Origin of the sequence: Viridibacillus arvi (assembly GCF_001274945.1) — a bacterium.
Taxonomy (GTDB): Bacteria; Bacillota; Bacilli; order Bacillales_A; family Planococcaceae; genus Viridibacillus; species Viridibacillus arvi.
The window spans coordinates 14,495-28,033 of sequence record NZ_LILB01000007.1 but is presented as its reverse complement, the minus strand read 5'-3'; the positions used below and the strand labels follow the sequence as shown (position 1 = coordinate 28,033).

The following is a 13,539-nucleotide window of genomic DNA, read 5'->3' as shown; positions in this document are numbered from 1 at the left end:
TTTTCTGTATACGAATGAAAAGAAATATGAAATAGATAGACTATTTACTCGTAAAATATAGATAGAGCAAATAGTTTCATTATATTTTTTGAAGGAAGGAGGGCTTCATTTGGAGATATTACGTAAATTGTTCTCTCAAGATATGCATATAACAAAATTATTGGAAGATTTGCAGCAAAATAATGGTCCTCAGTTAATTACGGGCCTTTCTGGGAGTGCGCGTCCAGCTTTTTTAGATACGATTTATGGGGCGATAGAAAAACCAGTGTATATCATCTCGCCAAATCTATTGCAAGCGCAGAAAATGTATGATGATTTAGTGAAGTTGATGGGCGAGGAACTTGTGCATTATTATCCAGCTGATGAATTTATTGCAGCTGATATGTCGATAGCAAGTCCTGAGTTAAGAGCGCAACGAATTGAAACAATTGACCATATGTTACATGAACAAAAGGGAATTTACATTATTCCAGTAGCAGGTCTACGTAAAATGATGTCTCCAAAAGAGCAATGGCTTGATTTACGTCTTCAAACGGCAATCGGTGACGATGTCGATGTAGAAGCTTGGTTGAATCAGCTTATTGTAATGGGCTATACACGTGGCCAGATGGTGACAACACCAGGAGAATTTGCATTACGTGGTGGTATCTTAGATATTTATCCACCTTATATGGAAGTGCCAGTGCGTATTGAATTGTTCGATACAGAAGTAGATTCAATACGAACATTTTCTGCGGATGATCAGCGTTCAATTGATAAACTACAAGATGTACGTATTTTGCCTGCGACAGAATTCGTTTTAACGCAAGCTGATAGAGTAATACTGGCTGAAAAACTAGAGAATGCGTTGGCAGAAAGTTTACGTAAAGTGAAAGCGCAAGATGTTAAAGAAGCACTCTACCAAAATATCCAAGCAGATATTGAAATGCTAAAGCAAGGTAACTTACCTGATTACGCCAATAAGTATGGCTCGCTTTTATATGATAAGCCATCTTATTTAGGCGATTATTTTGCCCAAAATGCTCTCGTTGTATTTGATGAATTAGGCAGAGTTCAAGAAGTAATGGATGCGTGGGAGAAAGAAGAGAAAGAATGGTTCTTGAGCCTCCTAGAAGAAGGGAAAATGGTGCATGCCGTGAAACCTTCATATTCACTAAAAGAAATTTTAGCGATGGTAAAACAACCGAAACTATTCTTTGCTCTATTTACGCGTGCATTTTCTGGTGTGCAGTTTAAGAAAACTACAAGTTTTTCATGCAAACCAATGCAACATTTCCATGCACAAATACCTCTATTGAAAAATGAGATGGAGCGATGGGAGCAAGGGAAATTTACGGTGCTCTTTGTGGCGGAAGGTAAAGATCGTCTACGAAAAATGCAAACAGTGCTGGATGATTACGATATTCATATACAACTCGGGGAACCGAATGGAGCAGGTGTTTATGCAATTGAAGGAGCATTAACAGCTGGTTTTGAACTCCCGTTACAGCGTTTAGCGATTGTTACGGAAGAGGAGCTATTTAAGCAAAAGCAAAAAAAGAAATCGCGCCCTAAAAAAATGACAAATGCCGAGCGTATAAAAAGTTATACAGAAATCAAACCTGGAGATTATGTCGTTCATATTCACCATGGTATTGGGAAATATATCGGTATCGAAACTTTAGAAGTAAAAGGGTCACATAAAGATTATTTGCATGTCCGCTACAGAGCAGATGATAAACTATTCGTACCAGTCGATCAAATTGATTTAATCCAAAAATATGTTGCTTCTGAAGACCGTGAACCGAAGCTACATAAGCTAGGTGGAGCAGAGTGGAAACGTGCGAAAAGTAAAGTTTCATCTGCAGTACAAGATATTGCCGATGATTTAATCAAACTATATGCAAAACGTGAAGCTGAAAAAGGTTTTGCCTTTACTCCAGATGGCGATGAACAGCGCACCTTTGAAGCGGCGTTTCCATATGAGGAAACGGAAGATCAATTACGTTCTATTCGTGAAGTTAAACACGATATGGAACGTGAGCGCCCAATGGATAGACTTGTCTGTGGTGATGTTGGTTATGGTAAAACTGAGGTTGCCATTCGTGCAGCCTTTAAAGCAATTATGGATGGTAAGCAAGTAGCTTTCCTTGTACCTACAACCATTTTAGCTCAGCAACATTATGAAACGATGGTAGAACGTTTCCAAGAGCAGGCAGTTTCTATTGGTTTACTTAGCCGCTTCCGTACAAAAAAACAGCAAGCAGAAACACTAAAAGGGTTAAAAGACGGCACGATAGATGTTGTTGTCGGTACGCATCGTCTCTTATCTAAGGATGTGGTGTATCGTGACTTAGGATTACTCGTAGTCGATGAAGAACAACGATTTGGTGTGACGCATAAAGAAAAGATCAAACAATTAAAAACGAACGTAGATGTATTAACGTTAACAGCAACACCAATACCTCGTACATTGCATATGTCGATGGTTGGTGTTCGTGATTTATCTGTTATCGAAACACCACCTGCAAATCGCTTCCCAGTCCAAACGTATGTCATGGAGCATAGTGGTGCGCTGGTGCGTGAAGCTATTGAGCGTGAAATGTCACGCGGTGGGCAGACGTTCTATTTATATAATCGTGTTGAAGATATGGCGAAAAAGGTGCAAGAGATTCAAGAGCTCGTACCTGAAGCGCGTGTCGGCTTTGCACATGGCCAAATGACTGAGTCTGAGCTAGAATCTGTTATTCTTGGATTTTTGGACGGAGATTATGATGTGTTAGTCACGACAACAATTATTGAAACAGGTATGGATATTCCTAATGTGAATACATTAATTGTACACAATGCGGATCGTATGGGCTTATCTCAGCTTTATCAATTACGAGGACGCGTTGGGCGTTCCAATAGAGTAGCCTACGCCTATTTCATGTATCAACGTGATAAAGTACTGACAGAGGTAGCTGAGCAACGTTTGCAAGCGATCAAAGAATTTACTGAACTTGGCTCTGGATTTAAAATTGCCATGCGTGATTTATCAATTAGGGGTGCAGGAAATTTACTTGGGTCTCAACAACACGGCTTTATCGATTCTGTCGGATTTGACTTGTACTCACAAATGCTTGAAGAAGCAATAGAAGAACGACGTAGTGGTACGAAAAAAGAAGATATTCCTGAAATTGAAATAATTTTACCGTATGACGCATATATTCCAGATCAATATATTCCAGATGGCTATCAAAAAATTCAAATGTATAAACGTGTAAAAGCGATGGAAAATGAAAATGACTATCTTGAAATCATTGATGAATTACAAGATCGATTTGGTGATATACCTTTTGAGACCGAACGTTTATTGCGTATTGCACGAATGAAAGTTTGGGCGAAAGAAGTAGGAGTCACTTCAATTAAGGAAACGAATAAAGTGATTACTATTCAAATTTCAGAGCAGGGTACAGCGAATATAGATGGGGCAAAAGTTGTCTCAGAATCATTGAAGTTCGGGCGTGCTGTGGGCTTCCGGATGGATGGGCAACAGCTATTACTTACAATAGATGAACGCAAAACGGATAAACAATTACCGTTTGATATTTTAGAAGAAATCATGAAACTTTTGCCAACTGCAAAAAGGGAAGAATCTGCACCTGTTGCTGAGTAATACCCTTTTTGCATAGATTGCCCATTTGTGAACCATACTAGGACAAGTATAACTATATTTTGTCGAAAGTGAGGCAACACGAATGAAAGCAACTGGCATTGTACGACGTATTGATGATTTAGGGCGCGTCGTTATCCCAAAAGAAATAAGAAGGACTTTACGCATTCGTGAAGGCGACCCGTTAGAGATTTTCACGGATCGCGAAGGGGAAGTTATTTTAAAGAAATATTCACCTATTAGCGAATTGAGTGACTTTGCAACTTCGTATGTAGAAACGTTATATGAAACGCTGGGTACGGCTGCTTTAATTAGTGATCGAGATGAAATGATTGCTGTAGCAGGTGTATCAAAGAAGGATTATGTTAATAGACAGCTATCGTCATTTGCTGAAGAAAGTATTATGCAACGATCCATTCTTGTAGAGAAGCATGAAAGCTCTGTAGAGTTAGTTCCAGGTCAAGTTGAGCAAATAAAATCTTACTGTGTGGCACCAATTATCGTATCAGGTGACCCAATTGGCGCTGTTTATATATTGTCAAAGGTACACTTTATTGGCGACTCGGAGCAAAAAGTAGCTGAAACCGCAGCTCACTTTCTTGCGAAGCAAATGCTTGATTAACATGAAAAGAGTCTTCCTCGCAAAAGCGAGGAAGACTTTTTTATTTTATCTTTTTAATATTAGAAGGATGTACATTTGTTGAAAAATTAAGCATCTTCATTAAATCATTGGTATTTGATTCATTATGAATAGGGGCCTGTTTTGTGGTATCTTCCCGCATTTCGGAAATCAATATTTTAGTGCCGTCTTCTTTGACGAGATACTGGCGTACATAACCATTTTCTTTTTCAGTTATAACCTGATTTTTTTTAGATTTTGATTTTAATGCAGCATAGATATATGAGCTTTGTAGAATATGTGGCTGATTAAATTTCGCCGCGTTATGAAATGTTTTGATATTCGTGACATTCATCTTCAAAGTAATCTCTCCTCTATACTCTTAATTAAGGATTTTATCGGATTCTTTTACTAAAATTGAACTAAAAGTCACTTATTTATAATCCATTACTATATAAAGAAATGATTTTCTAATAAGTATAGTCCTTTGGATATACATTAACCTGTTTTTTATGGATATGCATCAATATGCTATACTGATGACATTTAGATTATTATGGATTTTAGTGAACGATGTATAGGAATGAGGATTTGAAATGCCTGAGAAGTGGGGAATGAAGGTATATGTGAAGGGAGTCGCGTTATTAACGCTTGCTGCTCTTTTTGTCAAAGTACTGAGCATGTTGTACCGAGTCCCTTTTCAAAATTTAGTGGGGGACCAGGGATTTTATATTTATCAACAAGTGTATCCATTTGTAGCAATTTTCGTTGTTTGGACTTCGAGTGGTTTTGCTGTCGCTATTTCTAAAATTCTTGCTGAGGCTGAAGAGCGCGATGAAGTATGGCGTAAAGAATTATTGCGAGTGGTATTTTATTATTTAAGTATCTTATCCATCCTTTTCTTCGCAATTTTATTTGGTGGCGCTGATCTATTCGCAAAATGGATGGGAGATCCTGAATTGGCTTCCCTTTTACGTACAGGGGCGTTTGTTACGCTATGTATGCCAGCAATTGCTGTTTATAAAGGGTTCTTCCAAGCGCGTGGCATGATGACGCCAGTTGCCTATGCACAAGTGGTAGAACAAACTGTACGTGTCCTTGTCATCTTAGGTGGCACATGGCTTGTGATGACGACAACCTCTTCCCTTTATCAAGCTGGACAAATGGCTATGGCAGGCACTGTTGTTGGCGAATTAGCAGGTATTATTTTATTGTGGATGTATTATAAAAAGTTCAAGCAGAGGGACAAAATAGTTGTAAGAAAAAAGGTAGCTATTTTTCCTGTATTAAAGGAATTGACAGTTTTAAGTATTACGGTCAGTATGAGTGGACTTTTACTATTATTTTTTCAACTAGTTGATTCATTTACTGTTTTTGAAACCCTTACAAAAAGTGGCGTACCAACCATAGAGGCAATGGAAACGAAGGGGATTTATGATAGAGGGCAGCCACTTGTGCAAGTAGGACTTGTCATTGCGACATCGCTATCCCTTGCCATTGTACCTCTTGTTGCTCATACATCAAAAAAGGATAATGGGCGAAGAACTGAACGGTTTATTCAACTGACCTATCGCACGTCCTTGTTATTTGGTTTTGCTGCGACGCTTGGTTTAATGCTTGTTATGCCTTATGTAAATGAGATGCTATTTGAAACACGTGAATTATCTAACGTACTAATAGTCTTTGTGGCGCAAATTATATGGCTGTCGCTTATTTTAACATTAACAGCTATGCTTCAAGGGTTAGGGAAATTAAAAATACCGACATTAATATTAATAGTAGGCTTTATAGTGAAAGTGATTTGTAATGAGTCGTTTATTATAAGATGGGGTATCATAGGCGCGGTGTATGCTAGTAATTTAGGTTTAATATGTTCAGCTATTGGGTTGATCTATTATTTTAAAAAAATTAGACCAATTCGCTTCGCACCTTTACGTTTTTATATATGCACGGGATTTGCTTCAGTCGCCATGATAGCTTTTGTGGTGTTGTGGCGTTATTTTGCTGAGCAGATGCTCTTTGCATCTTTACCTTCGCGATTGAATGCTGCGTTGACTGGTAGTTCAGCAGCGTTGATAGGAGCCTTTGTCTTTTTGACAATCATTGCAAAGTATAGAGTTCTAACAAGTAGGGATTGGTTTTTACTACCGTTTGGGCGCAGAATGGCTAGTTATCAATTATGGCTTCAAAGAAAGAAATAAGGATAGGTGGAAAAATTATGCATCAATTAACAATAATAGGTCTTGGAGCTAGTGACTTTGAGCAATTACAAATAGGTGTTTATCGCAAGCTACAGCAGGCTAAGAAAATATATGTACGAACGATAGACCACCCGGTATTAAATGAGTTAGCAACTGAAGGAATCGAATTTGAAAGCTTTGATCATGTTTATGAAAAGCACGATGATTTTCGACCAGTTTATGAAGAAATTGTAGCCACTCTTTTAAGTTACGTGGAGAAAGAAGATATAATGTACGCAGTACCCGGACATCCACTCGTAGCAGAGTTAACTGTTCAACTTTTAATCGAAGCTGAAAAAGAAGGGAAAGTAAAACTGAATATTGAGGGAGGTCAAAGTTTTCTAGATCCAATCTTCGGCGCATTACGTATCGACCCAATCGATGGCTTCCAACTGGTAGATGGAACAACTTTCTCAGCACATGAAGTGAATATGAAGCAACATCTATTAATTGCACAAGTATATGATACTTTTAGCGCTTCAGAAGTAAAACTGACTTTGATGGAAAAATACAGTGAGGATTATCCAGTTACAATTGTTACTGCAGCAGGCTCAAAAGACGAAAAGCTACGTACAGTTCCTTTATACGAATTGGACCGTGCAGCCGAAATTGATAACTTAACAACTGTCTACGTACCTCCAGTAACGAATCGTGATGAAGCCCTTCGTGAATGGTCAACTTTCCGTGAGATTATTTCAACATTGCGTGGCCCTAATGGTTGTCCCTGGGATCAACAGCAAACGCACGAAAGTTTGAAAAGATATATGCTAGAGGAAGTGCATGAGTTCTTGCAAACGGTCGATGAACAAGACGATGAGCATATGATTGAAGAACTTGGTGATGTTCTACTACAAGTATTTTTACACGCACAAATCGGTGAAGATGAAGGATTCTTCAACCTTGAAGATATATTAGAAGCTATAAGCACAAAGATGATTCGTCGACATCCTCACGTATTTAGTGATACTACTGTAGATAGTGTGGAAGAAGTAAATGCTAACTGGGAGAAAATTAAAAGAAAAGAAAATGCTAATGGTGAGATACCGGAACCTTTATTGAAAGGTGAGTACCGCGCAACATCTTCACTACAAACGTCTTATAACTATCAAAGACGAGCGGCAAAAGTCGGATTTGAGTGGTCTTCGACAGATGGTGTGTGGGAAAAATTCTCCGAAGAATGGCAGGAATTCCGAACTGAGGTAACGAATGGAACGAATGAAACACGTCTCGATGAATTTGGCGATGTGCTATTTACATTAGTGAATATCGCACGTGTATATAAAATTTCAGCTGAAGATGCCATGCTCCACGCTAACAGAAAATTTGCTAGTCGCTTTGGGTATGTTGAAGCTCAAGTAATGGCTGGAAAAAAAGATTTTAAAGCTTATACGTTTGAAGAGCTGGATGCCTTTTGGAATGAGGCTAAATTACAAGGAGGGAATAAAGTATGAGATTAGATAAATTTTTGAAAGTATCGCGTTTGATTAAACGTCGTACATTAGCAAAAGAAGTTGCTGATCAAGGGCGTATTACAATTAATGGTAAGGTAGTGAAGGCAAGTACTGCTGTAAAAGCAGGTGATGAACTCGCAATCCGCTTCGGTCAAAAAGTAGTAACAGCACGTGTTGAAGAGTTGAAAGATACAGTGAAAAAAGAAGACGCTGCAAGAATGTTTACGATTTTAAAAGAAGAAAAATTAGAGAAGATTGAACCGCAATTTATCGATGATGAGAACTAGCTGATTTTGAGAGTAATTTTGCTTATAGAGAAGTAGTATTTTAGGCATTGATCTATGTTTTATTTGAATGATCTTATATGAGGTTGTCCTGAAAATTAGTATTCGCTAAATTTTAGGACAATCTTTTTAATTAGACAATTCCAAAGCTATTTTTTCAAAGTATCACTGATCAGTAAACACGATAGGGTAGAAGTTACAAATTATTAGTGGATAAGAATATCTTATATAAGGATCCATAGAAATGAGCAGATATATGCAGTAATGCATCTTTATAGGGATTTCTTCTATCTATGTGAAGAGTGAATGTTGTAAGATCTAACGTTAAATATAGTATAGAAATGCCTGCAAATCGATAAGGAAAAACTATCTATAAACAAATTTCTGAATGGAAATTAGCAGTTTTATCATAAAGGGTTTGTCCGCAGCATATAGTTTAAAGACAGGACAAGGGAGGGGAATCATTGACGTTACAGCCGGATAATGCAACGTACACAATTCCAACAGGGGATCATTTGCTAACGGTCAGAAATCGCAAACGAATGGATGTCACTTCGGTGAAATCAATCGAGCGCTTTGATCAAGAAGAGTTTTTAGTGCACACTTCGCAAGGACATTTACTCATCAGAGGTGAGGAATTACGTATTGTCCATTTGGATGTAGATAAGGGTTTATTGACACTTGAAGGAACAGTGAAGACGCTACAGTATGATGACGAAGACAACGGCTTGTCTAAAAGCTTCCTTCATAAAATATTTGGATGACCTTAACAGCGCAATTTCTCAGCCTTCTCGTCATGATTGCTAGTGGAATTGTAGGAGCAGCATGTATAGACCTAGTACGTACGATTAAATATTATGCACCACCGAGGTCAATTAGAAGAAAAGGCTATATTGCGTTAGAGTTGATAACTTGGCTTATACTCGGTATAGCTAGTTTTTATTTACTATTTAAAGTGCGAGCTGGTGAATGGCGTATTGTTGATCCAATAGCGCAGCTCGCAGGTTTTTATTGTTATCAATTATACTTCCAATCGGTATTTCGCTTTGGAGGTCGTCTAATATACATCATTTTGCTTAGACCATTATGGTTGATTTTTAATTTTTTCGTTTCGATCATAAGGTGGATAATCCGCGCCCTAATGCGTGTTGTAAGGCTCCTGCTGTTACCATTTAGGCCATTGGTTAAAAAAACTAAACAGTTAAGACTTAAAAAAAAAGGGTAAATTCGCTATAATGGAGAATACACATACAATAACAACTAAGAAGCTAGAAGTATTATTAATTAGGGAGGGATAACGAGGATGAATAATCGTAACAAAAAAGCTAGTGGAGAAAATTCAGTTGCTGCCATTCGTCGAGAATACATCGAGTCCATGGAACGGCAGGAAAAGAAAAAAAGAGCCATGAAAATACGTCTTTATCGAAGACTGGCACTTTTCGCAATCGCGTTTGTTCTCGTTATGGGATCCCTAATATTTACATTAATAAATCAAAAGAAGACGCTCGCTATTAAAGAACAAAAAAAAATCGAGCTAACCCAAAAACTTTCAGACGCCCAAGACCAACAAGAGGAATTGAAAATTCAAATTTCGAAGCTAAATGACGATAATTATATCGCCAAACTAGCACGTAAAGAACTTTTCCTTTCTGAAAAAGGTGAGATCATTTTCTCGATTCCAGAAAATACTGAAAAAGATGAGAAAAATGGGAAATCGAAAGAGTAGTCTTATTGACACTCTTTTTTTGTTGGCTATAATTAGAAGTGAGAATCTAACCTTTTTTTAAGATTCATAAATTGATTACATGACTTACAAAGTCGCTTTATTTATTAAGGAGGAGCATTTTTTTTATGTCAATTGAAGTAGGCAGCAAGGTACAAGGTAAGGTAACAGGTATCACAAATTTTGGAGCATTCGTAGAGCTGCCAAATGGCTCAACAGGTCTGGTGCACATCAGTGAGGTTGCAGACAATTATGTAAAAGACATCAACGAACATTTGAAAGTTGGAGAAATGGTTGAGGTTAAAGTAATGAATGTCGAAGCGGATGGCAAAATTGGTTTGTCTATTCGAAAAGCAAAACCTCAAGCAGAACGACCAGAGCGTCCTCAGCGCCCACGTCATAATAATCGTTCAAATGATCGCAATGATAATCGTCATCAACCGAAGGAAAATTTTGAACAGAAAATGGCACGTTTCTTAAAAGACAGTGAAGATCGTCTTGCAACATTAAAACGCGCTACAGAATCTAAACGTGGTGGCCGTGGCGCAAGAAGAGGGTAACTTGCTGGCTATTTTAATCGTAGAAAAAGTGTGAAATCGATTTTTGAGCAATCCAAGTACTTCGTGGATTGCTTTTTTATTGTTTATACCTGACGAATTGTACTATTAAATGCAATACAAACAAACTAAAATTCGCTAATAACGACACCTCTGCAGATGATTTGCCACTTATATTTATATATAGTACTTAATTTGACAAACAAAAAAGCAACTTTCTCATGATAAGAAAGTTGCTTATTATGATGACCCCTACGGGATTCGAACCCGTGTTACCGCCGTGAAAGGGCGGTGTCTTAACCGCTTGACCAAGGGGCCAAAAAAATATTGGCACAGATGGCCTAAATGAAAAAATTATGGCGGCAGAGGGGATCGAACCCCCGACCTCACGGGTATGAACCGTACGCTCTAGCCAGCTGAGCTACGCCGCCGTTTTAAACAACATAATAAATAATACAAGATAAAGTATGTAAGTGTCAAGCTGTTTTATGAAAATATTTTCTTTAAAAAAGCAATTTCTCGTCGAAAAGTTTTTTTTCATGAAAACACAAAAAGACAAACTTTCTGGAATATTCAGTCTATAATGATGGCAATGTTCAGGAGGAGGTTGTTTTATGAAGATGTGGCATGAAGGAATAGCGCAAAATCAAGCAATCAAGAATACATGGGCAAGTGTAGCTAAGAGAAAATACCGAATATGGCTATCTGTTTTGTTTTTATTTTGTTCCTTTTACTTATCTCAGGCCGTGTTATTTGAAGCAACGGTACCATTCTTCCTACCGATTGCAGCAATTGCATTTACTAGATATCCAAGGTGGATGAGTTGGACATTAGTAGGGGGATTATGTGGAAGTCTTACATTAGGTTTCGGGCAAACAACAATTCATATATTGGAATTGTTGTTTTTATTACTCCTTTTAAAAACCCCTTTTAAACGATTGCCACTTCCTGTAATAGTCGGATTTAGTATTTTGACGGTTCAAATAGTTTGGCAATATATTTCGTACAGTGGTCATCCTCCAATTCTTGTATGGCTATACGTCGGATATGAAGGTGCACTAGCTATCTTTATGACACTTTTTTTGGGTCTCATTTTCTTACCGATGCATCAGTTAATGACCGCCAAATGGTCTTTTGAGCGACTCGGTGCAGCATTGATCGTAGGCGCTGTGGTATTAACGGCTATGGATGGTGTTGTACTTAGCTTCTTATCAGTATCGCGTATCGCCATGCATTTACTCATACTTGTATCAGCATTAGTTGGTGGTGTCACATTAGCAACGGCTGTTGCAGTGCTAACCGGTATGATACTTAGTTTATCTCAATTATCTTTTAGTGGAATGATGGCAGTTTACGCGGTAACAGGGTTATTTGCAGGAGTTTGTAAAAATGTCGGTAGGTTTTGGATCGCCACAGGTGGCATAATGGCTAGCGTCTTTTTTGCATTGTATGATGCGACACTGCCACTTGATTACACATTTTTTATGTCTATTGCATTTGCTACATTACTATTTTTTATCTTCCCACAGAAATGGGTTCTGTATTGGCAAAATCAACTATATCCAAATAGGGATGAAGTACTTTTAGAAAGGCAGAAGTGGTTAACGGAAAGGCTCAATACAAAGCTTGAAGATTTTCATCACTTCGTAGATTTTATGAAAGAACTTGTACATGATCGTTTTGGGAATGTTAATAAACATGTAGCGGAAGAGAGGCAAGAGCAGCCGCTCGCAGTTTGCCAATCTTGTTTTAAGTATGACAAATGTTGGAGCAATAGTAAAAGTGAGATGCCAGACCTAACGCAGAGATGGCTTGATGCAAGTGCTACTGCAAATGCAGCTACAAGACTACAACTTGATGAGAAGATTCGTTATAAATGTGTGAAGTCCGCTCCGTTTTTGTCAGCGCTTGAGGAAAAAGTTTCGAAAAAGCAACTTAGTGGCCAGTTTTACCACGGCCGTAAGATGATTGCATTGCAATTGAGAGATATGTGTCAGCATATCGATATGGTGATGAATGATATGACGGGAGAAGCAGTGTCTTTTCAACATAAAGAGGACGAGCTATCAGAAGAGCTAAAGCTTGCTGGTATCGAACATTTTCAAGTAGATATTTTATCAAATGAGGCAGGGAATCGAAAAATTGTTTGCTGTTTACCAGAGAAAAAGGCCATGTGGGAAACAGATCAAACTTTAGCAGAACGCTTAGTATTACCTATTCTACAAAGTGTGTTTAATGAGCCGTTTGAAATCGCACGAACTGCTATGAAGGACAGTCCGTATCCACATTTACAGATGACATTCCAATCTTCAGTTCGTTTCCATATGTCTTATGATGTATATACGTCTTCAAAGCAGAATACGATTTACTCTGGTGATTCACACGCCGTTTTTCCTCTTCATCAAGGGCTTACGGCCGTTATGTTATCAGATGGAATGGGACATAGTAAAAAGGCGCATCAGGAGAGCAGACGTCTCATTCGATTAATGCGAGAATGCATGCATCATCAAATGGCACCCGAAACAGCGATGCATACATTGCATTATGTCATGTCTTTGAAAAATGATAGTGATATGTACGCGACAATGGATTTTGCGCTTGTTGATTTACAAGTCGGCACCTTATGGTCTTGGAAAGCAGGAAGTATGGCAACTTATTTAGTGCGAGGGGAAAAGTGTATTCGACTAGAGAGTAAGAGTGAGCCAGTAGGATTTTTAACATCATTTTCAGTAGAAGCAGATCAAGTGTCGCTAAAAGCAGGTGATATTATTTTCATGTGTACTGATGGACTGTTCTTTGAAAATAAGCCTTGGGAAGAGCAAGAAAGTAAACTAATTCGCCATTTACGAGAGCTAGAGAATTGTCCAGCTGAGGAAATGTGTGCATCTATTGTTCGTGCATTTCGAGGTCCGGATGTACCGAATGATGATTGTACACTCGTCGCAATCCGAATTGAACATAAAATATCGAATTGGTCTTTATTTAAACCATCTTCGGCGGCTATTTCTGAGCAAAGAATGGTAAGATAGTG

General features: G+C 38.2%; 11 protein-coding genes and 2 tRNA genes. 10 read left to right on the top strand and 3 right to left on the bottom strand.

What is annotated here, in order from left to right:
• Positions 1-109 precede the first annotated feature (109 nt).
• The gene (gene mfd / locus AMD00_RS17580; RefSeq protein ID WP_053418370.1) at positions 110-3,637 is read left to right on the top strand and encodes a transcription-repair coupling factor; all 3,528 of its coding nucleotides are present in this window, start codon (positions 110-112) and stop codon (positions 3,635-3,637) included.
• Between the two features lie 82 nt (positions 3,638-3,719).
• A complete protein-coding gene (gene spoVT / locus AMD00_RS17575) occupies positions 3,720-4,256 on the top strand; it encodes a stage V sporulation protein T (protein ID WP_038179271.1) in 537 nt (178 codons plus the stop codon).
• 40 nt (positions 4,257-4,296) lie between these two features.
• Here the strand turns inward: spoVT and AMD00_RS17570 are convergent, their stop codons facing one another.
• Positions 4,297-4,614, bottom strand: coding sequence for a hypothetical protein (locus tag AMD00_RS17570; RefSeq protein ID WP_053418369.1), 318 nt, complete (start codon positions 4,612-4,614; stop codon positions 4,297-4,299).
• A gap of 235 nt (positions 4,615-4,849) precedes the next feature.
• Here AMD00_RS17570 and AMD00_RS17565 point away from each other — a divergent pair, with 235 nt between their 5' ends.
• The 7 genes from AMD00_RS17565 to AMD00_RS17535 all read left to right on the top strand — a co-directional run bounded on the left by AMD00_RS17565 (position 4,850) and on the right by AMD00_RS17535 (position 10,511).
• The gene (locus tag AMD00_RS17565) at positions 4,850-6,454 is read left to right on the top strand and encodes a putative polysaccharide biosynthesis protein (protein ID WP_053418368.1); all 1,605 of its coding nucleotides are present in this window, start codon (positions 4,850-4,852) and stop codon (positions 6,452-6,454) included.
• Between the two features lie 17 nt (positions 6,455-6,471).
• The gene (yabN, locus tag AMD00_RS17560) at positions 6,472-7,944 is read left to right on the top strand and encodes a bifunctional methyltransferase/pyrophosphohydrolase YabN (protein ID WP_053418367.1); all 1,473 of its coding nucleotides are present in this window, start codon (positions 6,472-6,474) and stop codon (positions 7,942-7,944) included.
• The gene (locus AMD00_RS17555; protein WP_053418366.1) at positions 7,941-8,231 is read left to right on the top strand and encodes an RNA-binding S4 domain-containing protein; all 291 of its coding nucleotides are present in this window, start codon (positions 7,941-7,943) and stop codon (positions 8,229-8,231) included. The genes yabN and AMD00_RS17555 overlap by 4 nt, the downstream gene beginning before the upstream one ends.
• Positions 8,232-8,692: 461 nt before the next feature.
• Positions 8,693-8,992, top strand: a complete 300-nt coding sequence (gene yabP / locus AMD00_RS17550) for a sporulation protein YabP (RefSeq protein WP_038179281.1) — start codon at positions 8,693-8,695, stop codon at positions 8,990-8,992.
• A complete protein-coding gene (gene yabQ / locus AMD00_RS17545) occupies positions 8,989-9,453 on the top strand; it encodes a spore cortex biosynthesis protein YabQ (protein WP_083446291.1) in 465 nt (154 codons plus the stop codon). Before yabP ends, yabQ begins: the two co-directional genes overlap by 4 nt.
• Before the next feature lie 78 nt (positions 9,454-9,531).
• Positions 9,532-9,954: an FtsB family cell division protein gene (locus tag AMD00_RS17540; RefSeq protein ID WP_053418364.1), complete on the top strand. Its 423-nt coding sequence runs from the start codon at positions 9,532-9,534 to the stop codon at positions 9,952-9,954.
• 125 nt (positions 9,955-10,079) lie between these two features.
• The gene (locus AMD00_RS17535) at positions 10,080-10,511 is read left to right on the top strand and encodes a S1 domain-containing RNA-binding protein (protein WP_038179287.1); all 432 of its coding nucleotides are present in this window, start codon (positions 10,080-10,082) and stop codon (positions 10,509-10,511) included.
• Positions 10,512-10,754: 243 nt separating this feature from the next.
• On the opposite strand, the gene AMD00_RS17530 is transcribed toward AMD00_RS17535, so the two are convergent.
• Positions 10,755-10,826 (bottom strand) — tRNA-Glu (locus AMD00_RS17530).
• Positions 10,827-10,865: 39 nt separating this feature from the next.
• Positions 10,866-10,939, bottom strand: a tRNA-Met gene (locus AMD00_RS17525).
• Positions 10,940-11,122: 183 nt separating this feature from the next.
• Here AMD00_RS17525 and AMD00_RS17520 point away from each other — a divergent pair.
• Positions 11,123-13,537, top strand: a complete 2,415-nt coding sequence (locus tag AMD00_RS17520; RefSeq protein ID WP_053418363.1) for a SpoIIE family protein phosphatase — start codon at positions 11,123-11,125, stop codon at positions 13,535-13,537.
• The last annotated feature ends 2 nt before the right edge of the window (positions 13,538-13,539 follow it).